General features: G+C 70.7%; 25 protein-coding genes and 1 tRNA gene. 18 read left to right on the top strand and 8 right to left on the bottom strand.

Going from position 1 to position 24056, the window contains the following annotated elements:
• Positions 1–7: 7 nt before the first annotated feature.
• The 10 genes from BCF74_RS09625 (at position 8) to BCF74_RS09580 (ending at position 8056) form a co-directional block, all read left to right on the top strand.
• Entirely contained in the window at positions 8–490 is a 483-nt protein-coding gene (locus BCF74_RS09625; protein ID WP_106297745.1) for a CarD family transcriptional regulator, read from the top strand.
• Complete coding sequence (ispD, locus tag BCF74_RS09620; protein WP_106297744.1) at positions 487–1170, top strand: 2-C-methyl-D-erythritol 4-phosphate cytidylyltransferase; 684 nt, start codon at positions 487–489, stop codon at positions 1168–1170. The genes BCF74_RS09625 and ispD overlap by 4 nt, the downstream gene beginning before the upstream one ends.
• Positions 1167–2003 (top strand): SDR family oxidoreductase, encoded by an 837-nt coding sequence (locus BCF74_RS09615; protein WP_106297743.1) that lies wholly within the window; start codon positions 1167–1169, stop codon positions 2001–2003. The genes ispD and BCF74_RS09615 overlap by 4 nt, the downstream gene beginning before the upstream one ends.
• Positions 2000–2578, top strand: coding sequence for a 2-C-methyl-D-erythritol 2,4-cyclodiphosphate synthase (gene ispF / locus BCF74_RS09610; RefSeq protein ID WP_106297742.1), 579 nt, complete (start codon positions 2000–2002; stop codon positions 2576–2578). Before BCF74_RS09615 ends, ispF begins: the two co-directional genes overlap by 4 nt.
• 91 nt (positions 2579–2669) lie before the next feature.
• Complete coding sequence (locus BCF74_RS09605) at positions 2670–3767, top strand: S-(hydroxymethyl)mycothiol dehydrogenase (protein ID WP_106297741.1); 1098 nt, start codon at positions 2670–2672, stop codon at positions 3765–3767.
• A gap of 50 nt (positions 3768–3817) precedes the next feature.
• Positions 3818–4468 carry an MBL fold metallo-hydrolase gene (locus tag BCF74_RS09600; RefSeq protein WP_106297799.1) on the top strand — a complete coding sequence of 217 codons (651 nt, stop codon included), beginning with the start codon at positions 3818–3820 and terminating at the stop codon, positions 4466–4468.
• Positions 4469–4596: 128 nt separating this feature from the next.
• Positions 4597–6048 (top strand): cysteine--tRNA ligase, encoded by a 1452-nt coding sequence (cysS, locus tag BCF74_RS09595; protein ID WP_106297740.1) that lies wholly within the window; start codon positions 4597–4599, stop codon positions 6046–6048.
• Positions 6049–6050: 2 nt separating this feature from the next.
• On the top strand, positions 6051–7025 hold the full coding sequence (gene rlmB / locus BCF74_RS09590) for a 23S rRNA (guanosine(2251)-2'-O)-methyltransferase RlmB (RefSeq protein WP_106297739.1): 975 nt from the start codon (positions 6051–6053) through the stop codon (positions 7023–7025).
• 348 nt (positions 7026–7373) lie between these two features.
• Positions 7374–7604, top strand: a complete 231-nt coding sequence (locus BCF74_RS17725) for a CD225/dispanin family protein (RefSeq protein ID WP_342747564.1) — start codon at positions 7374–7376, stop codon at positions 7602–7604.
• A complete protein-coding gene (locus tag BCF74_RS09580; protein ID WP_106297738.1) occupies positions 7601–8056 on the top strand; it encodes a DUF2752 domain-containing protein in 456 nt (151 codons plus the stop codon). Before BCF74_RS17725 ends, BCF74_RS09580 begins: the two co-directional genes overlap by 4 nt.
• A gap of 19 nt (positions 8057–8075) precedes the next feature.
• Here BCF74_RS09580 and BCF74_RS09575 read toward each other — a convergent pair whose 3' ends face one another.
• Together BCF74_RS09575 and BCF74_RS09570 are read right to left on the bottom strand one after the other, a co-directional pair.
• The gene (locus BCF74_RS09575; RefSeq protein ID WP_106297737.1) at positions 8076–8696 is read right to left on the bottom strand and encodes an RDD family protein; all 621 of its coding nucleotides are present in this window, start codon (positions 8694–8696) and stop codon (positions 8076–8078) included.
• A gap of 64 nt (positions 8697–8760) precedes the next feature.
• Positions 8761–9375, bottom strand: a complete 615-nt coding sequence (locus BCF74_RS09570) for an RDD family protein (RefSeq protein ID WP_106297736.1) — start codon at positions 9373–9375, stop codon at positions 8761–8763.
• Positions 9376–9455: 80 nt separating this feature from the next.
• Here BCF74_RS09570 and BCF74_RS09565 point away from each other — a divergent pair, with 80 nt between their 5' ends.
• Complete coding sequence (locus BCF74_RS09565) at positions 9456–10370, top strand: amidohydrolase family protein (RefSeq protein ID WP_106297735.1); 915 nt, start codon at positions 9456–9458, stop codon at positions 10368–10370.
• Between the two features lie 71 nt (positions 10371–10441).
• Here BCF74_RS09565 and BCF74_RS09560 read toward each other — a convergent pair whose 3' ends face one another.
• Together BCF74_RS09560 and BCF74_RS09555 are read right to left on the bottom strand one after the other, a co-directional pair.
• On the bottom strand, positions 10442–11686 hold the full coding sequence (locus tag BCF74_RS09560; protein ID WP_106297734.1) for a DUF4032 domain-containing protein: 1245 nt from the start codon (positions 11684–11686) through the stop codon (positions 10442–10444).
• A 100-nt stretch (positions 11687–11786) separates the two neighbouring features.
• Complete coding sequence (locus BCF74_RS09555; protein ID WP_106297733.1) at positions 11787–12890, bottom strand: ABC transporter ATP-binding protein; 1104 nt, start codon at positions 12888–12890, stop codon at positions 11787–11789.
• A 205-nt stretch (positions 12891–13095) separates the two neighbouring features.
• Here BCF74_RS09555 and BCF74_RS09550 point away from each other — a divergent pair, with 205 nt between their 5' ends.
• The 6 genes from BCF74_RS09550 (at position 13096) to BCF74_RS09525 (ending at position 19679) form a co-directional block, all read left to right on the top strand.
• Positions 13096–13530 carry a CBS domain-containing protein gene (locus BCF74_RS09550; protein ID WP_106297732.1) on the top strand — a complete coding sequence of 145 codons (435 nt, stop codon included), beginning with the start codon at positions 13096–13098 and terminating at the stop codon, positions 13528–13530.
• Positions 13531–13613: 83 nt separating this feature from the next.
• Positions 13614–15425 (top strand): serine/threonine-protein kinase, encoded by a 1812-nt coding sequence (locus BCF74_RS09545; protein WP_106297731.1) that lies wholly within the window; start codon positions 13614–13616, stop codon positions 15423–15425.
• The gene (locus BCF74_RS09540; protein ID WP_146132922.1) at positions 15422–16879 is read left to right on the top strand and encodes a threonine/serine exporter family protein; all 1458 of its coding nucleotides are present in this window, start codon (positions 15422–15424) and stop codon (positions 16877–16879) included. The genes BCF74_RS09545 and BCF74_RS09540 overlap by 4 nt, the downstream gene beginning before the upstream one ends.
• A gap of 21 nt (positions 16880–16900) precedes the next feature.
• A complete protein-coding gene (locus tag BCF74_RS09535; RefSeq protein WP_146132921.1) occupies positions 16901–18061 on the top strand; it encodes an LCP family protein in 1161 nt (386 codons plus the stop codon).
• A gap of 167 nt (positions 18062–18228) precedes the next feature.
• Entirely contained in the window at positions 18229–18921 is a 693-nt protein-coding gene (locus BCF74_RS09530) for a transglycosylase family protein (protein WP_106297728.1), read from the top strand.
• A 155-nt stretch (positions 18922–19076) separates the two neighbouring features.
• On the top strand, positions 19077–19679 hold the full coding sequence (locus BCF74_RS09525) for a hypothetical protein (RefSeq protein WP_146132920.1): 603 nt from the start codon (positions 19077–19079) through the stop codon (positions 19677–19679).
• Between the two features lie 3 nt (positions 19680–19682).
• On the opposite strand, the gene BCF74_RS09520 is transcribed toward BCF74_RS09525, so the two are convergent.
• The 4 genes from BCF74_RS09520 to BCF74_RS09505 form a co-directional block, all read right to left on the bottom strand.
• Positions 19683–20114, bottom strand: a complete 432-nt coding sequence (locus BCF74_RS09520) for a VOC family protein (protein WP_106297726.1) — start codon at positions 20112–20114, stop codon at positions 19683–19685.
• A gap of 287 nt (positions 20115–20401) precedes the next feature.
• A complete protein-coding gene (locus tag BCF74_RS09515) occupies positions 20402–21469 on the bottom strand; it encodes a hypothetical protein (protein WP_106297725.1) in 1068 nt (355 codons plus the stop codon).
• On the bottom strand, positions 21466–22176 hold the full coding sequence (locus BCF74_RS09510; protein WP_106297724.1) for a helix-turn-helix domain-containing protein: 711 nt from the start codon (positions 22174–22176) through the stop codon (positions 21466–21468). Before BCF74_RS09510 ends, BCF74_RS09515 begins: the two co-directional genes overlap by 4 nt.
• Positions 22177–22371: 195 nt before the next feature.
• A tRNA-Thr gene (locus BCF74_RS09505) sits at positions 22372–22444 on the bottom strand.
• A 121-nt stretch (positions 22445–22565) separates the two neighbouring features.
• Here BCF74_RS09505 and BCF74_RS09500 point away from each other — a divergent pair.
• Positions 22566–23927 (top strand): MFS transporter, encoded by a 1362-nt coding sequence (locus BCF74_RS09500; RefSeq protein ID WP_106297723.1) that lies wholly within the window; start codon positions 22566–22568, stop codon positions 23925–23927.
• Positions 23928–24056: the final 129 nt, after the last annotated feature.

Raw genomic sequence — 24056 nt, 5'->3', positions numbered from 1 at the left:
AAAGCATATGGTTTTCAAGGTCGGCGAGACGGTCGTGTACCCCCACCACGGGGCTGCGCGCATCGAAGAGATCAACAAGCGCACCATCAAGGGCGAGGAGAAGCTCTACCTCAAGCTCAAGGTCGCCCAGGGCGACCTCGTGATCGAGGTTCCCGCAGAGAACTGCGACCTCGTCGGAGTGCGCGACGTCGTCGACAAGGAGGGCCTCGACAAGGTGTTCGAGGTCCTGCGGGCCCCCTACGCCGAGGAGCCGACCAACTGGTCGCGCCGCTTCAAGGCCAACCTCGAGAAGCTCGCCTCGGGTGACGTCATCAAGGTCGCCGAGGTCGTGCGTGACCTGTGGCGTCGTGACAAGGACCGCGGCCTGTCCGCCGGTGAGAAGCGCATGCTCTCCAAGGCTCGCCAGATCCTCGTCTCGGAGCTCGCGCTCGCCGAGAAGACCGACGAGGACAAGGCTGAGTCCATCCTCGACGAGGTTCTCGCGTCCTGAGCGGACAGCAGTCCGTCGGCGTCGTCATCGTCGCCGCCGGGGCAGGCACGCGCCTCGGCGCCGCCGAGCCCAAGGCGTTCGTGCGCCTCGCGGGACTGACCCTGCTCGAACGTGCCGTGGCGCGGTCCTTCGAGGCCGCTGACACGGCGCATGTCGTCATCGTCGCGCCCGCCTCCCACCTGAGGGAGGCGGGCGCGCTCGTGTCCGGGCACCCCCGCGCGGCGGATGTGTCGGTCGTCCCCGGTGGGGCCGAGCGGACCGACTCCGTCTCCGCCGGTCTCGCCGCGCTGCGCCCGGAGATCGACGTCGTCCTCGTCCACGACGCGGCCCGGGCCCTCGCCCCGCCGCAGCTCTTCGACCGGCTCGTCACCGCGGTCCGCGACGGCCACGACGCGGTCGTCCCCGGGCTCGCCGTGACCGACACGGTGAAGCAAGTCGACGCCGGGGGACACGTCGTCGCGACACCGGAGCGCGCGAGCCTGCGCGCCATCCAGACACCGCAGGCGTTCCGGCGTGACCTCCTCGAGCAGGCCCACGCCGGCGGGGCGCAGGCCACCGACGACGCCGCGCTCGTCGAGCGGCTCGGCGGTGACGTCGTCGTCGTCGACGGTGACCCACTCGCCTTCAAGGTCACGACACCCGAGGACCTCGAGCGCGCCGAACGTATCCTGAAACCGTGACCGCATCGCCGAGCGAGCCGACCGAGCAGACCAAGCAGACCGAGCCGCCGAGGCAGACCGATCCGAGCGAGAAGCCCGTCGCCCTCGTCACCGGAGGCGGCACCGGCATCGGCGCCGCGACGGCTCGCCGCCTCGTCGAGGACGGGTATGCCGTGCTGGTCGCCGGCCGTCGTCGCGACCGGCTCGACGCCGTCACCGCCGAGCTCGGTGATTCCGTGACCCCGGTCCAGCTCGACGTCACCGACCCGGCCAGCGTGGACGCGGCCTTCGCGGGCCTCGACCGGCTCGACGTCCTCGTCAACAACGCCGGTGGCGCGCTCGGGGTCGAGCGCGTCGAGGACGGGGACCTCGCCAAGTGGGAGGCGATGTACGCGACGAACGTGCTCGGCACGGTCCGGGTGACCCAGGCCGCGCTCCCGCTGCTCCGACGGTCCCCGCGGACCACGATCGTCATGATCACCTCGATCGCCGGCGACACGGCATACGAGGGGGGCGGTGGCTACGTCGCGGCGAAGCACGCCGAGGTCGCGGTCTCGCAGACCCTGCGGCTCGAGCTCAACGGCGAACCGGTCCGGGTCATCGACATCCACCCCGGCATGGTGCACACCGAGGAGTTCTCGCTGACCCGGCTCGACGGCGACCAGGCGGGCGCGGACAAGGTCTACGAGGGTGTCGACCGTCCGCTCGTCGCCGACGACGTCGCGGCCTGTGTCGCCTTCGCGGTCGGTCTGCCGCAGCACGTCAACATCGACACCCTCGTCGTCAAGCCGGTCGCGCAGGCCGCGCCGCACAAGCTGCACCGGGGCGCGATCGACTGGACGGCGACGTCATGAGCGAACCGGCTCGCGACGCCGTCGACGCGGTGACCCACCCCACCGGCGAGGGGGCCCCGGACGGCGCGCGCGGGTCCCACGCTCTGCGTGGGCCGGCATACCCGCGCATCGGGATCGGCACCGACGTCCACGCCTTCGCCGCCGAGGGGAGCGAGCGCGAGCTGTGGGTCGCCGGCCTGCACTGGCCGGGCGAGCGCGGGCTCGACGGGCACTCCGACGCCGACGTCGCGGCGCACGCGGCCTGCGACGCGCTCTTCTCTGCGGCCGGGATCGGCGACCTCGGCGAGCACTTCGGCACCGGTCGCCCCGAGCTCGCGGGCGCCTCGGGTGCGGCCCTCCTCGCCGAGGCCGCGCGGCTCGTGCGGTCAGCCGGCTTCGAGATCGGCAACATCGCCATCCAGGTCGTCGGCAACCGGCCCAAGATCGGCACCCGCCGCGACGAGGCACAGGCGGCGCTGTCGCAGGCATGCGGCGCCCCGGTGTCCGTGAGCGGCACGACGACCGACGGGCTCGGGCTCACCGGTCGCGGGGAGGGGGTCGCGGCCGTCGCGACCGCGCTCGTCCTGCCTGCCTGAGACTGGTGCCGCTGGGACGAACGGTGCCCTTGCGGTTGCGCATATCCCGCCACCCCCTAGGGTCGATGTGACCGTCACAGGAGGTGGGCACGTGCCGCAGACCGTCAGGGGAGTCATCGCGCGCGAGAAGGGTGCGGAGGTCGAGGTCGTCGACATCACCGTGCCCGACCCGGGCCCGGGGGAGGCCGTCGTGGAGGTCCAGTCCTGCGGGGTGTGCCACACCGACCTGCACTACCGCGAGGGCGGGATCAGCGACGAGTTCCCCTTCCTGCTGGGCCACGAGGCCGCCGGCGTCGTCGAGTCGGTCGGCGAGGGCGTCACCGAGGTGGCTCCGGGTGACTTCGTCATCCTCAACTGGCGCGCGGTGTGCGGACAGTGCCGGGCCTGCGCCAAGGGCAAGCCGTGGTACTGCTTCAACACCCACAACGCGACGCAGCGCATGACGATCGCGTCCGGTGAGGGCGTGGGCACCGAGCTCACCCCGGCCTTGGGCATCGGCGCCTTCATCGAGAAGACGCTCGTCGCCGCCGGGCAGTGCACCAAGGTCGACCCGTCGGCCGACGCTGCCGCCGTGGGGCTGCTCGGGTGCGGTGTCATGGCCGGGTTCGGCGCAGCGGTCAACACCGGTGGCGTCGGGCGCGGGGACTCGGTCGCGGTCATCGGCTGCGGGGGCGTCGGCAACGCGGCGATCGCCGGTGCGCGCGTCGCGGGGGCGACGACGATCGTCGCCGTCGACGTCGACCCACGCAAGTTCGAGACGGCGCGCGGCTTCGGGGCGACCCACACGGTCGATGCCGGGAACGAGGACGTCGTCGAGCGGATCCGCGAGCTGACCGGTGGCTTCGGTGCCGACGTCGTCGTCGAGGCGGTCGGCCGGCCCGAGACCTACGAGCAGGCGTTCTATGCGCGCGACCTGGCCGGCACGCTCGTCCTCGTCGGCGTGCCGACCCCGGACAAGCAGGTCACCCTGCCGATGATCGAGGTCTTCGGCCGGGGCGGCGCGCTGAAATCGAGCTGGTACGGCGACTGCCTGCCGAGCCGCGACTTCCCGATGCTCGTCGACCTCTACCGGCAGGGCCGCTTCGACCTCGACGGGTTCGTGTCGGAGCGCATCGGGCTCGAGGACATCGAGGAGGCGTTCGCCAAGATGGAACGCGGAGACGTGCTGCGGTCGGTGGTGGTCCTGTGAGCTCCGAGGAGAGGGCGGGGGTGTCGAAGGACATGCGGGAGCAGGGCGGGATGCCGGACATCGCACCCTCGCGTGGGGGCGTGCGCATCGACCGCGTCGTCACGTCGGGCACGTTCGACTTCGACGGCGGGTCGTGGGACGTGGAGAACAACGTCTGGGTCATCGGCGACGACCGCGAGTGCATCGTCATCGACGCGGCCCACGACGAGGTCGCCATCGCCCGGGCCATCGCCGGCCGCAAGGTGCGGGCGATCCTGCTCACCCACGGCCACAACGACCACATCAACGTCGCGCCGGTGCTCTCGCGCGCGACCGGCGCCAAGGTGCACATCCACCGCGAGTCCCGGATCATCTGGAAGCTCAGCCAGGACGGTGACCCCGACGTCTTCCACGCCGACGGCGACGAGTTCCGCGTCGGTGACGTCGTGCTGCGGGTCCTGCACACCCCCGGGCACGCTCCGGGTGCGTGCTGCTTCCACGTGCGGGCGATGAACGTCGTCTTCACCGGCGACACCCTTTTCAAGGGCGGGCCGGGCGCGACGGGCCGCTCGTTCAGTAGCTTCGACACGATCATCGAGTCGATCCGCACCACGCTGCTCACCCTCCCGCGCAGCACCGTCGTCCTCACCGGTCACGGCGAGTCGACGACGATCGGCGCCGAGGCGCCACACCTCGACGAGTGGATCGCCCGCGGCCACTGACGCTGCGCGACCCAGCCCACCGGCATACGACCCCATCTGTCACCCCTTTGCCGGGGACGGCGGGAAACGTGCAGAGGCCGTATGCCGCGTGGCCGGGACCGTGCGTGTGCGCCGGTAGGCTTGGGCGGGTGACCCTGCGACTGTTCGACTCCGTCTCGCGTGAGCCGCGGGACTTCGTCCCCCTCCAGCCCGGACGGGTCGGGATGTACATCTGCGGGCTCACGACCCAGGCGCCGCCGCACATCGGGCACGTCCGCTTCGCCGTCGCCTTCGACGTGCTCCGGCGCTGGCTCACGCGCGGTCACGGCTACGACGTCACCCTCATCCGCAACGTCACCGACCTCGACGACAAGATCCTGCGCAAGGCCGCGGAGTCCGGCGAGGACTGGTTCGCGCTGTCCTACCGCAACGAGGTCCTCACCGCCGAAGCGCTGCGGATGCTCGGGGTGCTGCCGCCGACCTACGAGCCGCGCGCCATGGGCCACATCCCCGAGATGGTCGAGCTCATGCAGCTCCTCATCGACCGCGGCCACGCCTATGCCGCCGAGGACGGCTCGGGTGACGTCTACTTCGACGTCCGCAGCTGGCCGGCATACGGCGAAGTGACGCACCAGAAGCTCGACGACATGGAAGCGGCGCAGGACGCCGACCCGCGTGGCAAGCGCGACCCGCGCGACTTCGCGCTCTGGAAGGGACGCAAGGACGACGAGCCCGAGTCGGCGAGCTGGCCGACCCCGTGGGGCCGCGGCCGTCCCGGCTGGCACCTCGAGTGTTCGGCGATGGCACGCAAGTACCTCGGCGACGCCTTCGACATCCACGGCGGCGGCGTCGACCTGCGCTTCCCGCACCACGAGAACGAGCAGGCGCAGTCGCGCGCGGCCGGGCTGCCGTTCACGAACCTGTGGATGCACAACGCGTGGGTGACGATCAGCGGCGAGAAGATGAGCAAGTCGCTCGGCAACTCCCTCCTCGTCCACGAGATCGTCAAGCAGGCACGTCCGCTCGCCGTGCGCTACTACCTCACCGCCGCGCACTACCGGTCGACGATCGAGTTCCACGAGGGCTCGCTCGCCGAGGCCGAGGCCGCCGTGGACCGCATCGAGGGCTTCCTGCGTCGCGCGCTCGGCGCCGACGATGCCGGTATGCCGTCCGGTGACGAGGAGCTGCCCGCGGACTTCGTCGCGGCGATGGACGACGACCTCGGCGTCTCGGGGGCGCTGCGCGCGGTTCACGAGACGGTGACCCGCGGCAACACCGCGCTCGACGAGGGCGAGCCGGAGGAGGCGCGCTCGCTGGCGCGGCTCGTCATCGCGATGACCGACGTGCTCGGCGTCAACCCGCTCGACCCGGTGTGGTCCGGTGGGCTCGCAGGCGGCGCCGATGACGCGATGGCCGCGCTCGACGTGCTCGTGCAGGCGCGGCTCGCGGCGCGCGCCACCGCGCGCTCGGCGCGGGACTGGGCGACGAGCGACGCCATCCGCGACGAGCTCGTGGCCGCGGGGGTGGCGATCGAGGACACCCCGGCCGGTGCCCGCTGGTCGCTCACACGGTCCAGTTCGACTGCAGGACAAGGGGAGTAGCCATGGCCGGCAACAGCCAGCGACGGGGCGCGGTCCGCAAGGGCGGCAAGAAGGCCCCGGCCGTCGGGTCCGGAGGCCAGCGCCGCAAGGGCCTCGAGGGCAAGGGCCCGACCCCGCGCGCCGTCGACCGCCCGAACCACAAGGCGCACAAGCTGGCCAAGGCCGCGGATCGCCGTGGCGGCTCGGGCGGTGTTGGCGGCTCTGGCGGGCGCTCCGGCTCCGGGGGGTCGCGCAAGAAGGCGTCGAGCGAGGTCGTCGCCGGCCGCAACTCGGTCCTCGAGGCGCTGCGCACCGACGTCCCGGTCGCGACGATGTACGTCGCCGGGCGCATCGACAGCGACGACCGCGTGCGCGAAGCGCTGAAGATCGCGTCCGAACGCGGCATACCCGTCCTCGAGACCCCGCGCGGCGAGCTCGACCGGCTCACCGACGGCGCCGTGCACCAGGGGCTCGCGCTCCAGGTGCCGCCCTACGAGTACGCGCACCCCAGTGACCTGCTCAACCCCGAGCTGCCGGGCGTCCCGCTCATCGTCGCGCTCGACGGCATCACCGACCCGCGCAACCTCGGGGCCATCGTGCGCTCGGTCGCGGCGTTCGGTGGGCACGGCGTCGTCGTCCCCGCGCGGCGCTCGGTCGGCATGACCGCGTCGGCGTGGAAGACCTCGGCGGGTGCGGCAGCGCGGATCCCCGTCGCGCAGGCCACGAACCTCACCCGCGCGCTCGAGGACTACCGCAAGGCCGGCTTCTTCGTCGTCGGTCTCGACATGGACGGCGACGTCGAGCTGCCCGACCTGGCGCTCGCGGACGAGCCGCTCGTGGTCGTCGTCGGCTCCGAGGGCAAGGGGCTGTCCCGGCTCGTGCGCGAGACGTGCGACCAGATCGTGTCGGTGCCGATGAGCTCCGCGGTGGAGTCGCTCAACGCCGGCATCGCGACGGGCGTGACGCTCTACGAGGTCGCGCGCCGGCGTCGCCGCTGATCAGCAGCCCGTATGCCGGGTGCGTGCCTCGTGCGCGGATCGTGACCGTCGTTCGGTGGGTGTTGGCGTCACGGCCGCGTCACCTGTGCCACGATGGCGAGCAGTCGGTCGACCGACGGCGGGGGAGCCTCCCCGCACACACAGGAGAGGGAAACGCATGAGTGACTACGGAAGCACCCCGCCCCCGCCGCCGCCCGGCGGCTCCACGCCCCCCGGTGGTGCTACGGCGGCCAGACCCCGCCGCCCCCGCCGAGTGGTGGCGGCTACGACGGCGGCGCCTACGGTGCCCCGCCGCCGGTCGGTGGCACCCCCGCCGGTCCGCCGCCGCCCAACAACCTCGTCCTCGCGATCCTCGGCCTGCTCTGCTGCTGGCCGATCGGCATCCCGGCCGTTGTCTTCGCGGCCCAGGTCAACGGCAAGTGGAACGGCGGCGACCAGGCCGGCGCCCTCGAGTCTGCTCGCAAGGCGAAGAAGTTCGCGACGATCGCCCTCGTGCTCGGCATCATCGGCTCGATCATCTACGGCGTTCTCATCGCCACCGGCGCGATGAACATGGACTCGACCTCGACAGGTATGTGATCGCGACGTCCCTGACGCAGCGCACGACGCCCCCGTCCACCGATCCGTCGGTCGGGCGGGGGCGTCGCCTGCTCTGGCCCGCGCTCACCGCGGCCGCAGCGGCGGGCTGCGCGCTGGTGGTCCACGTCATCAACCCCTACGAGCCGGGCAACTTCCCCACCTGTCCGTGGCTCGCCCTCACCGGCACGTGGTGTCCGGGATGCGGCACGATGCGCGCCACCCACTCGCTGACCAACGGTGACGTGGTCGAGGCGCTGCAGCGCAACCCCCTCACCGTCGCCGCGATCGTCGTCATGGCGTTCGGGTTCGTGCGGTGGACCCGTCGGGAGTGGCGCGGCGAGCAGCGCATGACCGCGGCACCGGCGTGGCTGCTCTACGGCCTCTTCGTCGCGATCATGGCGTTCTGGGTGCTGCGCAACGTCCCCGGCTGGACCTGGCTCTCACCCGTCTGACCGTGTCCGACGCGACGGTTCAGGCGGCAGGCCGTCGCACGACGATCGAGCTCGCGGCCTTGTCGTGGAGTGTCTGCTTCTTGGGGTCCCACAGCGGGAAGAGGAAGTTCACGACCGTGCCGAGGCCGCACGAGAGTGCGCCGATGAGCCACATGACGAACCACCGCACGAAGGCGGTCCCGGGGCCGAGTGGCTGACCGGTCCGCTCGCCCACGACAGCGATCCCGAGGGCTTTCTTGCCGATGCTCTGCCCCGTCCTGCCCTGCCGAAAGACCAGGTTCCACAGGCTGAACCCGAACACGACCACGTACATGAGCAATGCGCCCGTGGACCCCACGATGTTCGCCGACCGGTCCGAGGACGCCACGCCGGCCGCGAACGTGCCGAGCACCAGTGGGACCAGACCGAGGCCGAGCGCGATCGCGGTGTCGGCGAGGTAGGCGCCGGCGCGCTGACCGTAGGCGGCGAACGCACCCGGACCGGCCATGCCGGGAGCCGTCCCGGGCGCGGATGCCGGGAAGGAGTGCGGAGCGGGTGGCGTCGCGGCATACGGGTTCGTCGAGGACTGGGGGTAGGGCTCGTTCGGGCGGTGCGGCTGCTGCGGCGGGTGGGGCTGGTTCGGCGGGTAGGCCTCGGACATGGTGGATCTCCCCTCGGTTGTCAGTACGGCTGTTCGGTGTGGCGGCGTCCTCTGACGTGCCGGTTCAGGACTTGGGGACGCGGATGACGGTCGAGTGGACGACCTTGTCGGCGAGCGTCTGCTTGTTGTCGTCCCAGAGCATCCAGAGGTAGCTGAGGTAGATGATCTGGTTGATCAGGCCGCTGAGCAGCTCGCGCAGGAACGTCTGCAGGGCCCCGATCGGCTGTCCGGTCTGCTCCCCGATGAGCTTGAGCCCCATGACCTTCTTGCCGATGCTCTGACCCGTCCGGCCCATCCGGAAGATGCGGTTCCAGATCATGATCGCGACGCCCAGCAGAAAGCCCAGGCCCATGAGGATCCCGCCGGTTGCGGCCAAGCCGGCGTTCCCCGTTCCGTCGATCGTGCTGCCGTAGGAGTCCGTCTCGGGGATCGACACGACGAGCAGCACGACGCCGATGAGGAACGGAATGAGCCCGATCAGCGACAGCAGGCTGTCGATGATGAGCGCGCCCGCGCGGCTGCCGAAGTCGGCGACCGGTCCGAAGTGCTGCTCGACGTACGCCTTCGAACCGGGGTATGCCGGCCCGCCACCGTAGGGAGCCGCGACCGGCGGTGCGCCATACGGGTTCTGCGGGTTCTGGGCCGGCGTTTGCTGGTTCGGGTCGTGCGTCTCGGACATGGCAGGTCTCTCCCCCTGGAGGATGTGGCGTTCGGGTCACCCGATCCTAGGGCGAACCGTCGACGGTTAGCGTGACTTCCATGGCCGAGCGCACGACACCGGGACCACAGTCCGACGCCGAGATCCCGGCATACGTCGACTCGCTGGGACTCCCCGGGATCGCGGACCTCCACGTCCACTTCCTGCCGGAACCGATGCTGCGCAAGGTGTGGGCGTACTTCGACGCGGCCGAGGCGCACTACGGCGTGCCGTGGCCGATCACCTACCGGCTGCCCGAGGAAGAGCGGCTCAACCTGTTGCGGCAGTTCGGTGTTCACGCGATCCCGGCACTGACCTACCCGCACAAGCCGGGCATGGCGGCCGGGCTCAACGCGTGGAACGCCGACTTCGCCGCGCGCGTGCCGGATGGCATCCACTGCGCGACGATGTACCCCGAGCCGGGGGTCGAGGACTACGTTGCCGAGGCGCTGGAGACCGGCGCGCGGCTGTGGAAGCTGCACGTCCAGGTCGGTGCCTACGCGCCCGACGACCCGCTGCTCGACCCGGCATGGGCGCAGCTGGAACGCGCGGGCGTCCCCGTCGTCATCCACGCCGGGTCGGCGCCGCTGCCCGGCGAGTTCACGGGCGCGCAGCGCGTCGAACGCGTCCTCGACCGTTTCCCCCAGCTCGCGCTCGTCATCGCCCATTTGGGTATGCCGGAGTACGACGCCTTCGCCGACCTCACCGAGCGCTTCCCCCACGTCCACCTCGACACGACGATGGCGGCGACGGACTTCACCGAGGCGCGCACGCCGATGCCGTCGCGCTACCGGGAGCGGCTGCCGGACCTGCGCGACCGCATCGTCTTCGGGTCGGACTTCCCGAACATCCCCTACCCCTACGCCCACCAGGTCGACGCCTTGGCCCGCCTCGACCTCGGCGACGACTGGATGCGAGCAGTCCTGTGGCACAACGGTGCCCGCCTGCTCGCCCTGGACCCGACCTATTGCGCATAGTTTGCCCTTGCGTGGAAGGCGCGCCCGCGCTGGAACGGCAAACTATGCGCAATAAGTCGCAGGGCTGGGGGTCAGGGGCGCTCGGCGATGACGGGCATCTCGATGGTGTCGACGCCGACGACGGCCGCCTCGTCCGGCTTCGTCGGCAGGATCGAGGCGACGTAGTCCTCGATGGCTCGCTCGATCGGCACGTCGTTCTGCTCGCGCTCGGCCATGTACCACCGGTGCTCGAGCACCTCGTGGAAGAGCTCGGCGGGCTCGAGCTTGCCGGACAGCTCGCGCGGCACGCGGCGGGTGATCGGCTCGTAGATCCGGGTGAGCCACTCGTGGGCGACGATCTCCTCGTCGTCGTTCTGGCGGTCGCTCGCGGCGCGGTAGTTGTCGAGGTCGTTGAGCAGCCGGCGCGCCTGGCCCTCGCCGACGTCGAGGCCGGTGAGCCGCAGCAGCCGTCGCGAGTGGTGCCCGGCGTCGACGACCTTGGGCTGGATGCTGATCCGCGTGCCGTCGATGTCGGTCGAGATCGCGAGCTCGTCGACGTCGAAGCCGACGGCGTTGAGCCGGCGGATCCGCTCCTCGACGCGCCACCGCTCGCCGGTGTCGAACTCCTCGGTCGCGGTGAGCTCGGCCCACAGCGCGTCGTAGCGGGTGACGATGCGGTTCGAGATGACGACCGGGTCGATCTCGGGGTCGAGCAGGTCACCGGCCTGGAGGTCCATGAGCTCGCCCGCGATGTTGACCCGAGCGATATCGAGGTCGTGCGCCCGCTGCCCGTTGGTCAGCGACGGGAAGAGCTCACCCGTCTCGGCGTCGACGAGATAGGCCGCGAAGCTGCCCGCATCGCGTCGGAACAGCGTGTTCGACAGGGACACGTCACCCCACCAGAACCCGGCGAGGTGCAGGCGCACGAGGAGCACCGCGAGGGCGTCGATGAGCCGGGTCTCGGTGCCCGGCCGCAGCCCCTGCGAGAAGAGCGCCCGGTAGGGGAGGGAGAACTTGAGGTGCCGGGTGATGAGGCACGCGTCGAGCGGCTCACCATCGGCCCCGACGCGGCCGCTCACGACCCCGAACGGCTCGACGGCGGGCTCGTGCAGGCGGCGCAGGTCGCGCAGCATGTCGTACTCGCGCCGGGCCAGGTCCTCCTTGATCTCCTTGACCGCGAGCACCCGGCCGGAGAGCTTGACGAACCGCACGACGTGCCGCGAGATGCCCCGAGGCAGCGCGGCGAGGTACTGGTCCGGCCAGTCCTCGAGCGGCGTCGACCACGGCAGGTCGAGCAGCGCCGGGTCGGGTCGGGCCGTCGTGATCTCGAGAGGCATCAGGGAACTCCGCAACCTGGGGACGGACACGCTTCGGGGGTGGCGAGCACGCGGCATACGACCGCGCCCTGGCCACCCCCGAAGGTGTACACGAGACTCGTCAGCCGCTCAGGCGGGCACCCGAGTCGGCGTTGAAGACGTGCATGTGGTCGGCGTTCGGCTGGACGAAGACCTTGTCGCCCTTCATCGGGACGCGACGGCCGTCGACGCGTGCGATGAACGGCTTGGCCAGCGCGTCGTCGCCACCCTCGAGGCGGATGTTCTCGTCGGTCGGCGTGCCGTAGACGTACGCGTCCGCGCCGAGCTCCTCGACGACGTCGACGGTGAGCTCGAGGCCCTCGCCGCTCGTGACCTCGACGTCCTCGGGGCGGACGCCGACGATGACGTTCGAGCCGCCACCGGCGAGCGCGTCACGCGACACCGGCAGGGTGTGCGAGCCGAACTTCACGCCGCCGTCGGTGACGGGCACCGAGACGAGGTTCATCGCGGGCGAGCCGATGAAGCCGGCGACGAAGACGTTCGCCGGGCTGTCGTACATCTCGCGCGGGGTCGCGACCTGCTGGAGGATGCCGTCCTTGAGGACCGCGATGCGGTCGCCCATCGTCATGGCCTCGACCTGGTCGTGCGTGACGTAGACGGTCGTGACGCCGAGCCGGCGCTGCAGCGAGGCGATCTGGGTGCGGGTCTGGACGCGGAGCTTGGCGTCGAGGTTCGACAGCGGCTCGTCCATGAGGAAGACCTGCGGCGAGCGGACGATCGCGCGGCCCATGGCGACGCGCTGGCGCTGACCACCGGAGAGGGCCTTCGGCTTGCGCTCGAGGTAGGGCTCGAGGTCGAGGATCTTCGCGGCCTCCTCGACGCGCTTGCGGATCTCGCCCTTGTCGACGCCGGCGATCTTGAGCGCGAAGCCCATGTTGTCGGCGACGCTCATGTGCGGGTAGAGCGCGTAGTTCTGGAAGACCATGGCGACGTCACGGTCCTTGGGGGAGAGGTTGGTGACGTCACGGTCACCGATCCAGATCTTGCCGCCGTTGACCTCCTCGAGGCCGGCGAGCATCCGCAGGGCGGTGGACTTGCCGCTACCGGAGGGGCCGACGAGGACGAGGAACTCACCGTCCGCGATGTCGATGTTGAGGCGGTCGACCGACGGGGCGTCGTTCCCCGGGTAGATCCGGGTGGACTCGTCGTACTTCACTGTTGCCATGGCGTCATTGCCTTCCTTCACCGGCAGGAACGTGCCGGACGATCCGTTGTAAAGGGAAAACCCCGTGCGCGTCGGTGCACACGGTTGTCGCACAGCATGCCGTATGCCGTGACGCCTGTCACGAGGTCCCCGCACGAAGTCCGCCGGTCGGCTGGAGGCGCGGCGATGTCTGGCGCGTTCTCGCGGAAGTCACTACCGTCGGCACATGAGGATCTCCGATGTCGTGAAGCGCAAGGGAGACACCGTCGTCACGGTGCGCTCCGACGCCAGTGTCACCGACCTCCTCGACCTGCTGGCCGAGCACGGCATCGGCGCCGTCGTCGTCAGTGACGACGGCCAGTCGCTCGCCGGCATCGTCAGCGAGCGGGACGTCGTGCGGCACCTCCAGAAGTCGGGCGCGGACGTCCTGACGCAGCCGGTGTCGTCGATCATGACCGGCCAGGCGCAGGTGCGCACGGCGACGCCCGAGGACGAGCTCGTCGGTCTCGAGCACACGATGACCGAGCACCGGATCCGGCACGTGCCGGTCGTCGTCGATGACCGGCTCGTCGCGATCGTGAGCATCGGCGACGTCGTCAAGCACCGGATCACCGACCTCCAGGCCGAGCGCGACCAGCTGCGCGACTACATCCAGCAGTAAGAAGTCACACGAGTCACATCAGTCACAGGCTCATCGGCGGTTCGGACAGACTCCACTCAGGGTGAGCGCCTACCGTGGTGGCCATGACCGCGGAGATCCTCGACGACCCGTCCGGGCGGGAGCACCTGCCCGAGCACGCCGTCCTCGGGAGGTACCGCCTCGTCCAGCGCCTCGGTGAGGGCGGCATGGGGGTGGTCCACCTCGCACTCGACCGACAGGGCCGAGCTGTCGCCATCAAGGTGCTGCGCCCGCACGTCGCCCTCGACCCCGCCGCGCGTGCCCGCCTGTCCCGAGAGGTCGACACCCTCGGCCGAGTCCGCAGCCCCCGGGTCGCACCGGTCATCGACGCCGACATCGACGGCGAGCGCCCGTACATCGTCACTCGCTACGTCCCCGGCGTCCCGCTCGACGACCTCGTCGAGAGCCAGGGCCCGCTCGACGGTGACGCCCTGCACCGCCTCGGCAGCGGACTCGCCGAGGCCCTCGACGCCATCCACGGCTGCGACGTCATCCACCGCGACCTCAAGCCGGGCAACGTGCTCGTCGTCGACGGCGACCCGGTGCTCATCGACTTCGGCATCGCCCATGTCGCCGACGACGTGCGCCTCACGATGACCGGGCTCGTCATGGGCACCCCCGGCTACCTCGCTCCTGAGGTCATCGAGGGTGCGCCGGTCTCGCGGGCCACCGACTGGTGGGGCTGGGCCGCGACGCTCGCGTATGCCGCGTCCGGCCGGCCGCCGTTCGGCCGCGGGTCGATGGACGCCGTGCTCACCCGGGTCACCGCCGGGGACGCCGACCTTTCCGGCGTCGACCCCCGCATAGCTCCGTTGTTGTATGCCGCGCTCGCGCCGGTCCCGTCCGAACGTCCGCACGAGCGGGAGGTCGTCACGGCCCTCGAGCGTTATGCCCGCGGCGGGCTCGTCACCGACGTCATCACCGTCCGGCCCCGGCCGACGGCTCCGGCGACCGAGGCGCTGGCGGTACCTCGGACGTCGGTCCTGCCGTTGTCGCGGAACCCGTTGTCGCGCAACAGGTCTCGGCAGCCGATCCCACCCGTGGCCGCATCGCTGGCGCCCGCGACGCAGCCGCAGCAGGCGCTCCCGGACACCCGCCCGCAGCAACCCCTGCCGCCCACCCTTGTCGGGGCACCGGCGACCCCGGCGCCCGCGACCCCGGTGCCCACGACAGGACCGCCGCCCGGGCACGAGCTGGAGCGGACGGCATACCCGCAGGCCCCGGCGCCGAGCCCGCAGGGCGCGCCCGGATCGCCGGGTGAGCAGCAGGTCGACCCGCGCATCGGGCGACCCAGCCGCAGCGGCACGGTCGCGGCACTGCTCGGGCTGCTGACCGCGACCGCGGCCGTCGCGCCCGTCGTCGCAGCACTCGGGCTGCTGCTCTGGATGGTTCTCGCCCGCACGACGGACCGGTCCGTCACCTCCCTCGTCGTCCGCCGGCACGAGAAGGGGCGGCGTCGCAGTGACGTGCCGGTAGCCGTCCTCGCCGGCCCGTGGCACCTCCTCGTCGGCACGGTGAGCGCGGTGTTCGGCGCGGTCATGCCGGCCGTCATCGCCGTGGCCGGTGCGTTCTGCGCGGCGCTCGCCGTCGTCGCCTCGCGCGGGAGCGGTTCGCCGCAGCCCGACGCGTTCCTGCCCCTCGCCGTGGGTGGCGCGCTCGCCGGGCTGCTCGCGTGGTGGGGCCCGGGTGGCGCCGGACTGCGCCGCGGCACCCGGTCCGTCGTGCGCGGCCTCAGCCCGGGCGCCGGTGGCAGCCGGGTGCTCGTCCTGCTCCTGCTCGTCGCGATGGGGGCGGCCGTGGCGGTCGGCCTGACGCAGGGCCAGCCGTCGTGGTGGCCGATGACCAGTCCCTGGGCCGACGGGTCCCTCCTGCCGTGAGCGAGGAAGCCCGACGCCGGCGGGCGTGGCGCCTCCAGGGAAGTCCCCCGACCGAGCCGATGCCGCTCGCGGACCTGCTGCGGCGCACGCCCTACCGCGGTGCCCAGGTCGCGCGGGTTGAGGAGGAGGCCGCCGAGGCCAGGGTGCGCGAAGCGCTCGACCTCGCCGTCCGCATCGGGGAGCTCATGCTGCGCTCCGGCGCCGGTGCCCCGCAGGTCGAGGTCTCCGTCGCGGCCGTGTGTGCCGCCGCCGGCCTGTCGAACGTCGAGATCGACATCACCCTGCAGTCGCTGCTCGTGCACGCCCGCATCGACGCCGCGCACGCCGTGACGTCGCTGCGGGTCGTGCGGTCCTCGCGTCACGACTACGCCCGACTCGTCGCCGTGCATGAGCTCGTCGACGCCTTCGTCAACGGCCACATCGACCTCGCCGAGGCTGCCGAGCAGCTGCGTGACATCAAGCGCGCCAACCGGATCTGGCCGGAGTGGGCCGTCACGGCCGCGACGGCACTGCTCGCGTCGGCCGTCGCCGTGATGATCGGCGCCTCGGTGCTCACGGCCCTCGTCGCGATCCTCGTCGTGCTCGGTGTCTCGGCCGTCGAGCGCGTCCTCAAGCCACTGCACCTGCCGGACTTCTACTCCAACGCCGTGGCCGCGTTCGTCGCGACGGTGCTCGCGTGGGCGGCGTATGCCCTGGGTGCCCTGGGCTGGTTCCCCATCGACGGCGACGACTTCGCCTTCATCGTCGCCGGTGGGATCGTCGCCCTGCTGCCCGGGCGCACGATGGCATCCGCCGTCGAGGACGTCATCTTCGGGTATGCCGTGACCGGCGCCGGACGTCTGCTCGCCGTCATGCTGGCGCTGACGGGCCTGATCATCGGGGTCGCGGTCGGCCTCAGCCTGACGCTGCGGCTCACCGAGATGATGTCCTTCGACTTCGTCTCGCCGTCGGTGCTCGAGCTCCGAACGACGCAGTCGCAGTGGTGGGCAGCCATCATCGGTGCGCTCGTCGTCGGCTCGTGTGGTGCCGTGACGATGCAGACCCGGCGCCGGCTCGTCCTCCCGACGGCGGCGCTGTCGCTCGTGGGTGTGTCGGTCCTCGCCGTCCTCACGCGAGTGCTCGACGTCGGATCGGTCACGGCGACCGGGCTGGCGGCGGTCGTCGTCGGCTTCGCCGGGCGGATCATGGCCCTGCGGCTGGGCGCGCCGTCGATGGTCGCCGTCGTCCCGGCGAGCTTCAGCCTGCTGCCCGGTCTGGCGATCTTCCGCGGCCTCTACGAGCTCGTCGGTGAAAGCGCGGAGGTGGGGACCCTCTCGTTCCAGGCCGGTGTCGCGACCCTGCTCGCCGCCGCCGGTGTGCTCCTCGCGATCGCGACCGGGACGACGCTCGGCGAGATCTTCGCCTCGCCCTGGGACCGGCGGATGACGCGACTTCGGCGCCGCACCCGCGTCTAGCCGGTCGCCTACGGTGGTCGCGTGAGAACGCCATCGGTTGCCGCCGCCACGCTCGCCTGCGCGCTCGTCCTCTCGGCCTGTGCGGGGGAGGGCGGCGACGGCGCCACGGGGCAGCAGGGTGGTGGGGGCTTGTCCGGGTCGTCAGCGACGTCCGCGTCGGGCTCGTCCGGCACGTCGGGCGCGGCGTCACCGTCGTCGACCTCGGGGGCGACCGTGACGGTCGATGGTGCCGACGCGGGGATGCTCGAGGCCGTGCGCGGGGTGTACGGCACCAGCGGCTTCACGGGGAAGGCCACGACGGGCACCTGGAAGGGCGAGCGGGTCGCTGTCGTCGCGGGTGGGTCGGACGCGACCCTCCTCGTCGGACCCGGCTCGGGCTCGAGGGCGACGTGGCAGGTCGTCGGCGGCTGGTGGCCGTCCCTGAAGCGGGAACCACAGCTCGGCACCGGCCCGCGGCACGTCATCGTCATCGGGACGGACGCGCGAGTCGGCAAGCCGCTCAAGGGAACTCGCGCCGACACCCTCCAGCTCGTCGGCATCGACACCCGCGGTGGCGCCGGGGTCCTCGGCCTGCCGCGCGACATCTGGGCCCCGATGCCGAAGCGCGGTCACGCGAAGCTCAACGCGGCATACGCGTATGCCGGCGGAGCCGGTCAGCAGCAGGCCGTCGCCGCCGTGACCGGCATCCCCGTCGAGGGTTATGTCGCGGTCGGCTTCGACGGCTTCGCGAAGATCGTCGACGAGAGTGGCGGTCTCCCCATGCTCGTGCCGAAGGAGGTGCGCCTCACCGGCAGTGACGTCGTCATCCCAGCCGGCCCTCAGGTGCTCACCGGTGCACAGGCGCTGGCCTATGCCCGTGAGCGCAAGTCGCTGCCCGACGGCGACTTCGGGCGGTCGCGCCACCAGGGGGAGCTCGTCATCGCGGCGGCGGTCAAGGCCCGGCTCGCGGGCGTCGGCTCCGTCCCGGGGTCGATGACGATCGTGTCGAAGTACGTCGACACCAACCTCTCCGCGACGCAGGCGCTGACCTTCGCCGCGGCGTTCTACCGGGTGGACCCGAGCCGGGCCGGGCGTCAGGTCGCGACCGGGAGCTTCGGGACGAGCCCCGACGGTCAGTCGATCGTCATCCCGGACGCGAAGGCGAAGCGGACGTTCGCTGCCTTCCGCAGCGGTCGTCTTTGACCCCGGCGCGCCCTTCTCTCTTCCTCTTTGGCTCGACACGCCGGTGCCTGTGCTGGTGATACTGGCGGGTCGTGAGTTACATTTGTGTAGTTCTGTGACTGTATTGAAACAAGTGACAGAAGTGGCGTAGCGTCCTTTGCCGTCCCCTGACGCAAAGGTGTTCTGCCATGCCCCTCTTCGCCCCTGAGTTCCCGACGCAGCCGACGCGTCGACGTCCCATTCGGCGCACGCTCATCGGATCCACCGCCCTCGCGGCCACGGCCTCCGCCGCGATCCTCGCCGCGGCCACCGGCGCCGGGGCCACCGAGACGGTGTGGGACCGCGTCGCCGAGTGCGAGAGCGGCGGCAACTGGTCGATCAACACCGGCAACGGCTACTACGGCGGGCTGCAGTTCTCGTTCAACACCTGGAAGGGCTTCGGCGGTCAGCGCTACGCCTACACCGCGAACCTCGCGACGAAGAGCCAGCAGATCCTCATCGCGCAGGAGGTCCTCAAGGTCCAGGGCCCGGGCGCGTGGCCGACGTGCAGCGTCCGCGCGGGCCTCACCCTCGAGAACGGTCTCGCCGTCGACGTGTCACGCGACAGCACGCGCAGTCTCTTCCCGCTCGCCGTCGACGGCCAGCTCGGGCCGCGCACGCGCATGGGCGTCGAGACTTGGGTCGGCGGGACGGTCAACGGTTCGTGGTCCTCGACCGACATCAAGAAGCTTCAGCACAAGGTCGGCACGACCGAGGACGGCAGCCTCGGCCCGATCACGCGCAAGGCGGTCCAGAAGCGGGTCGGTGTCGAGCAGGACGGCAGCTGGGGCCCGATCACCCGGCGCGCGATCCAGCGGTATCTCAACGGCCTCTTCGACTGACTCCGCGGGTGCCTGGGTGCCCTGGCGCACGGGTGCCTGGGTGCAGGTGTGCCGGTGGTGTGAGCGTTTCGTGATGGTCCGTATGCCGCGTCGTCCCCGTGGCCGGCGCGTGGCTAGCGTGGCGGCGCCGATGGTACGAGACGACGGGGTGGGCAGTGGGTGTGGAGCCGATCTGGCGGCGATGGTCCGGGCGAGTGCTCGTCGCGCTGCTGCTCGCGAGCATCCTGCTCAGCCTGCCGTACGACTGTCGGGACCACCTGCTCGTCCTCGGTGGGATCGTCGTGCGCTCGAGTGTCCTCGCCGGTGGCGCCCTCGTGCTGGCTGCCGCGCTCGGGGTGGCCCGGGCGGTCGTGTCGGAGCCGATCCGGCGGTCCCCGATTGCCTTGCGGCAGAAGCGTTGTGCGCGACGAATGGCGACGCTTGTGGTGGCCGTGGGGAGCTGCTTCCTCACCGTCCTCGGGGCCTTGGACGACCTTGTGATGACATACGTCGTCCTGGAGCCCGCGAGTCCTCAGGGGTGCCGGGTCGTGGTGGTGGAGCGGTCGTTCCTCCTGTTGGGCAGCGGCGACATCCACCTCTTGCCGTCCGGACGTGTCGTGACGAACGTGGTGGACGGATACCAGGCTGAAGACGGCCAGCAGCCCTTCAGCCGCGGCAGATACTCGCTGGTGTGGACGGGCGAACGTGGGCTTCTCACCGCCCCGGGGACGTCGGATGCCCCGGTGACGCCGAGCACCTTCACTGTCGACTGCGGGTGAGGGTCACGTCGCGAAGAGCTGGGCTGGGTCCGCAAAAGCCTTGAACTCGAGGGCGTTGCCGGACGGGTCGAGGAAGAACATCGTCCACTGCTCGCCCGGCTCACCCTCGAACCGGACGTAGGGCTCGATGACGAAGTCGGTGCCCGCGGCCCGGAGCCGGTCGGCGAGCTCGGTGAACCGCTCGACGCTGAGGACGAGGCCGAAGTGCGGCACCGGGACGTCGTGTCCGTCGACCGGATTCGTGCCGGCGACGGCGCGCTCGTGGTTGTCGACCTGGTGGGTGACGACCTGGTGGCCATCCATGTTCCAGTCGGTCCAGCGCTCGTCGCTGCGCCCCCGACCGAAACCGAGGACGTCACCGTAGAACGTGCGGGCGGCCTCGATGTCGTGAACCGGGATGGCGAGATGGAACGGAGGCAAGGTCGCGGAGGTCATGCCTCCACGCTAGCCACGAGTGAGAGCCTGCGAGAGCTGGCGAGGGGACTCGAACTCTCGACCACCTGTTGACAAGTTGGGCTCTCAAACCACCTGTTTACAAGTTGGGCGCGACCCTCGTGTGGCCTCGTAGGGTGTCATCGTCCGGCACGGCCGAACGAGTTGGCGCTTCCGAATCTCGCGTCCGCGAAGGCCATAAGGCACTCCCGGGCGGCGTCTGGTGTCGGCCACGACGGGGGTGGAGGTGAAGTCTGTCTGGAGCCAGCCGGGGTTGCTCGGGCGTGGATTCAGCGACCAAGGTTCGCCATCCGCTCGAGGAAGTTGAATACGGCTTCCGGGTCCGACGTGTGCCGGAAGTCCGCATGGTCCGCTGTCTTGTCCCTCAGGAACCGTCGGACAGGTTTGCGGTCGTCGGGTCGTGCGTCGCGGAGGTTCCGACGGGGTTCGCGCAGGGCAATCTCGACGAGCGTGGCGAGATCCTGCGCGTGACGCTCGGGCAGCCTGCTGTCGACGATGTACGCGTGCGCCTTGGCCACGATCGAGCCGAGCAGCGTCGGCCTACGGACATGACCAGTTCGACCTCCCACGATGACGGGCACCCTCTGTGCCCTTGTGAGGGCTTGATTGCCACCCTGCGTTGACAGACCGGGACGACCTGACATCGTCTTCGGCTGTCGCGTCTGGCTGTCCAGGCCCTCCGGGAGTAAGACGTCGACCTTGGTTTGGTACGGCCTGTCTCCGCGGACGAACCTGTAGCCGTAACCGTCAGATGTGCGTTCTTCGCGAAACCCTTGGGATTGCAGGAACGCGCTGGCTTCCTGCAGCGCGGCCCGGTGGGTCCAGACGCCGACAATCAGGTCTCCATCATCGGTCGCCCGCGTGAATGGGACGTCGTTCTCCAGACAGTGAAGCATCGTCATCTGTCCGCCGACGAGCACCCACGGCAGTCCGGTGAGCTCGAGCTCGATCAGCGTCGTCCACATCGCTGTTTGGTGTTCCGGCAGGGCCGGGATCGCGACCGGTGCCCGGTCAACTGTCTGAACCTGTTCTGCTGTGTGTCGCAGGACGTCGACCCACGCTGCCAGCTCACCGGTGGTGAAGGCGATTGATCGAGCGGCAACGAAGTCGTCGATCCCCTTGCCGAGTCCTCGAGCGGTGTCGAGGTCGACGGCGGGAGCAAGTCCGAGCCGCGTCCTGAGGCGCGCTATGAGGTCGGCAACGTCGTCGGACGACGCTGGCCCTTCCTCGAGATGCCTTGAGAGGGCTTCGCGGAACGCGGCTGCGAGGTCGGTGACCGACTGGCCGGTGATGGCCGCGATCGCGGACAGGATCGCGTGGTCCGCGGGGTCGGTCATCCGCTGGCTCTCGCATCCAGCACCGACTGGATCAGCTCCCGGCCGGCGCTCTTCGTCCGGGCGTCGCGGTCGTCGGCGAGGTCCGCTCCGACGATCAGCCGCGGGGCAACAGTCCTTCCGCCGACGCTGCGTGCGCTGCGCAGATGCAGGTCGCCGTCGACGACCCGCAACGTGAGGTTCCCGGTGCGGCTCTCGACCAGGTAGAAGTCGCTCGTCAGCTGGCCGACCAAGGAACTCGTGACGTAGGCGTCGCCGGTTCCTCCGGTCCCCAAACCGAGGCCGTACGCCACAGCGGCGCTGACCCCCGTGGCGACGACGCCGTCGACGGCCAGCAGCTTGGTGAGGTCGCTCTGGCCAACCCGAAAACTCCGGATGTCACCCGAACGTGACCTGAGCCACCGCTGGACGACCTCGGCGCGCGCGCGCGAGCCGAGCCGCCTGCGGAGGCGGTAGGCCTCACTGGCAGTGAGCCAGTCGGCGCGACCACCGTCGGCCAGGACGCCCGCCGCCCAGGCGACACGCTGCGCCATTGGACGACCCGTCGCCTGAGCTGTCTTCATCTCGGCCTGTCGGTCGACGCTGTCGGTGTCGACGAGCCACTGGCGCCCGACAAGCCGTGCCGTGAGTATCCCGGACGCGACCAGCGCGCGGACCCGGGCGTGGTTCACGTCGAGGCGCTCGGCCGCCTCTCGTGTCGTGATCTCCATATACACAAATATAGCGATACCGCTTTAGTTGTGTCCACCTAGCGATGGTCCAAGGCCTCCGTCGACACGGGATATGTTCGGGGCGCCTTGATCGCCAGCCTGATGGAGCCACTCAGCGACGAGCAGAGCCTCTGCCCAAACCATGCGTGCGATAGCTGGCGAGGGCGGGTCCACGCGCCAGGTCGAGCCGGCGAGAGCTGGCGAGGGGACTCGAACCCCTAACCACCTGTTTACAAGACAGGTGCGCTACCAATTGCGCCACGCCAGCGTACGTCGGCGAGCGTCTCGCCCCCGACGGCGTCCTGCACTCTACCGGCCACTCGCGCAGGCGAGGCCCACGCAGCGAACCGCGCGGACGGCATACGGTCGCCGCTCCCTAGAATCGACCGGTGACGCGACCGCTCCGCCGCCAGGTGCACGACATCGGCCGGCGCCGCGCGTGGGCGATCTGGCTCGTCGGGCTCGCGGTCTACGTCCTCGCGGTCTTCCACCGGACCAGCCTCGGCGTCGCCGGTCTCGTTGCGGCACAACGATTCGACATCACCGCGGCGCAGCTCGCGACGTTCACCGTGGTCCAGCTCGTCGTGTACGCCGCGATGCAGATCCCTGTGGGCGTGCTCCTCGACCGCTTCGGGTCGCGGGCGTTGCTGCTGGCCGGCCTGGGGTTCATGTCGGTGGGGCAGCTGTGGTTCGCGTTCGCCGGTGGGTTCGAGATCGGGCTCGCGGCGCGGGTGCTGCTCGGCATCGGCGACGCGATGATCTTCACGAGCCTGCTGCGACTCGTCGCACTGTGGTTCCGGGTCAAGCAGGCGCCGGTCATCACCCAGCTGAGCGGCATGATCGGGCAGCTCGGTGCCGTCGCCGCCGCCACGCCGCTCGCCGCATCGCTGCACCGGTTCGGGTGGGAGAAGTCGTTCGCCATCCCGGCGGGGGTGGGCGCACTGCTCTCCGTCGCCCTCGTCCTCGTCGTCAAGGACTCCCCGTATGCCGCCCAGGGCGTCGAGCGGATCAAGGTCCGGGCGCTCAGGCGCACCTTGGCAGAGGTGTGGGGCAACCCGGGGACGCGCCTGGCCATGTGGATCCACTTCACGGGGCAGTTCGGGTCGACGGTGTTCACGATGCTGTGGGGGTACCCGTTCCTCGTCGAGGGGCAGGGCCTGAGCCCGGCCGTTGCCGGTGGGCTGCTCATCACGCTCACCTTGACCTCGGTCGTGGCGGGCCCGGTCATCGGGGCGCTGACGGGTCGGCTGCCCTACCGGCGCTCCCAGCTCGTGCTCGCGATCGTCGGGGCCATCGCCTTCGTGTGGGCGGTCGTGCTGCTCTGGCCGGGACGGGCGCCGCTGTGGCTGCTCGTCGTGCTCGTCTGCGTCACGTCGTTCGGCGGGCCGGGGTCGATGGTGGGGTTCGACCTCGCCCGGACCTTCCACCCGTCGGACCGGCTGGGGCGTGCGACCGGCGTCATCAACATCGGCGGGTTCTTCGCCTCGCTCGTGACGATGGCGCTCGTCGGGCTCATCCTCGACCAGCTCGCGCCGGGCGGACCGGGGACCTACACGCTCACCGACTTCAAGTGGGCGATGTCGGTCCAGTTCCTGCTCTGGGGGTTCGGGTCGGTGCAGATCTGGCGCTACCGGCACAAGGGACTGGCCTTCGTCGACCAGCACCCGGGAGCGCTGGACGCGCTGCGCGGGGGCGACGTGCTCCTGCCCGGCATCTCCCGCGACCGTGACCACGGCGACCGGCCCGACTGACGGGGCCAAGGTTTCCGGCGGCGTTTGCCCGCAGGACGCGTGTCGGTCACCGGCGAGAGCGCGTCGCCGACCTATAAAGAGGTGACCGGGCCGTGTATGAGACGGCCCGGTCTGACATTGGCGGGGGAA

The organism is Knoellia remsis (assembly GCF_003002895.1).
In the GTDB taxonomy this organism is placed as follows: Bacteria; Actinomycetota; Actinomycetes; order Actinomycetales; family Dermatophilaceae; genus Knoellia; species Knoellia remsis.
The sequence above is the reverse complement of the archived record's forward strand: the minus strand, read 5'-3'. Positions and strand labels throughout refer to the sequence as shown.

What these genes read in the sequence shown, in the direction of transcription:
- rlmB (WP_106297739.1), top strand. Translation starts at nt 6,051, where the DNA reads ATGGCCGGCAACAGCCAGCGACGGGGCGCGGTCCGCAAGGGCGGCAAG.
- ispF (WP_106297742.1), top strand. Translation starts at nt 2,000, where the DNA reads ATGAGCGAACCGGCTCGCGACGCCGTCGACGCGGTGACCCACCCCACC.
- BCF74_RS09565 (WP_106297735.1), top strand. Translation starts at nt 9,456, where the DNA reads ATGGCCGAGCGCACGACACCGGGACCACAGTCCGACGCCGAGATCCCG.
- BCF74_RS09530 (WP_106297728.1), top strand. Translation starts at nt 18,229, where the DNA reads ATGCCCCTCTTCGCCCCTGAGTTCCCGACGCAGCCGACGCGTCGACGT.
- BCF74_RS09570 (WP_106297736.1), bottom strand. Translation starts at nt 9,375, where the DNA reads ATGTCCGAGACGCACGACCCGAACCAGCAAACGCCGGCCCAGAACCCG.
- BCF74_RS09520 (WP_106297726.1), bottom strand. Translation starts at nt 20,114, where the DNA reads ATGACCTCCGCGACCTTGCCTCCGTTCCATCTCGCCATCCCGGTTCAC.
- BCF74_RS09510 (WP_106297724.1), bottom strand. Translation starts at nt 22,176, where the DNA reads ATGGAGATCACGACACGAGAGGCGGCCGAGCGCCTCGACGTGAACCAC.
- BCF74_RS09515 (WP_106297725.1), bottom strand. Translation starts at nt 21,469, where the DNA reads ATGACCGACCCCGCGGACCACGCGATCCTGTCCGCGATCGCGGCCATC.
- BCF74_RS09575 (WP_106297737.1), bottom strand. Translation starts at nt 8,696, where the DNA reads ATGTCCGAGGCCTACCCGCCGAACCAGCCCCACCCGCCGCAGCAGCCG.
- BCF74_RS09625 (WP_106297745.1), top strand. Translation starts at nt 8, where the DNA reads ATGGTTTTCAAGGTCGGCGAGACGGTCGTGTACCCCCACCACGGGGCT.
- BCF74_RS09600 (WP_106297799.1), top strand. Translation starts at nt 3,818, where the DNA reads ATGCCGGACATCGCACCCTCGCGTGGGGGCGTGCGCATCGACCGCGTC.
- BCF74_RS09560 (WP_106297734.1), bottom strand. Translation starts at nt 11,686, where the DNA reads ATGCCTCTCGAGATCACGACGGCCCGACCCGACCCGGCGCTGCTCGAC.
- BCF74_RS09550 (WP_106297732.1), top strand. Translation starts at nt 13,096, where the DNA reads ATGAGGATCTCCGATGTCGTGAAGCGCAAGGGAGACACCGTCGTCACG.
- BCF74_RS09555 (WP_106297733.1), bottom strand. Translation starts at nt 12,890, where the DNA reads ATGGCAACAGTGAAGTACGACGAGTCCACCCGGATCTACCCGGGGAAC.
- BCF74_RS09545 (WP_106297731.1), top strand. Translation starts at nt 13,614, where the DNA reads ATGACCGCGGAGATCCTCGACGACCCGTCCGGGCGGGAGCACCTGCCC.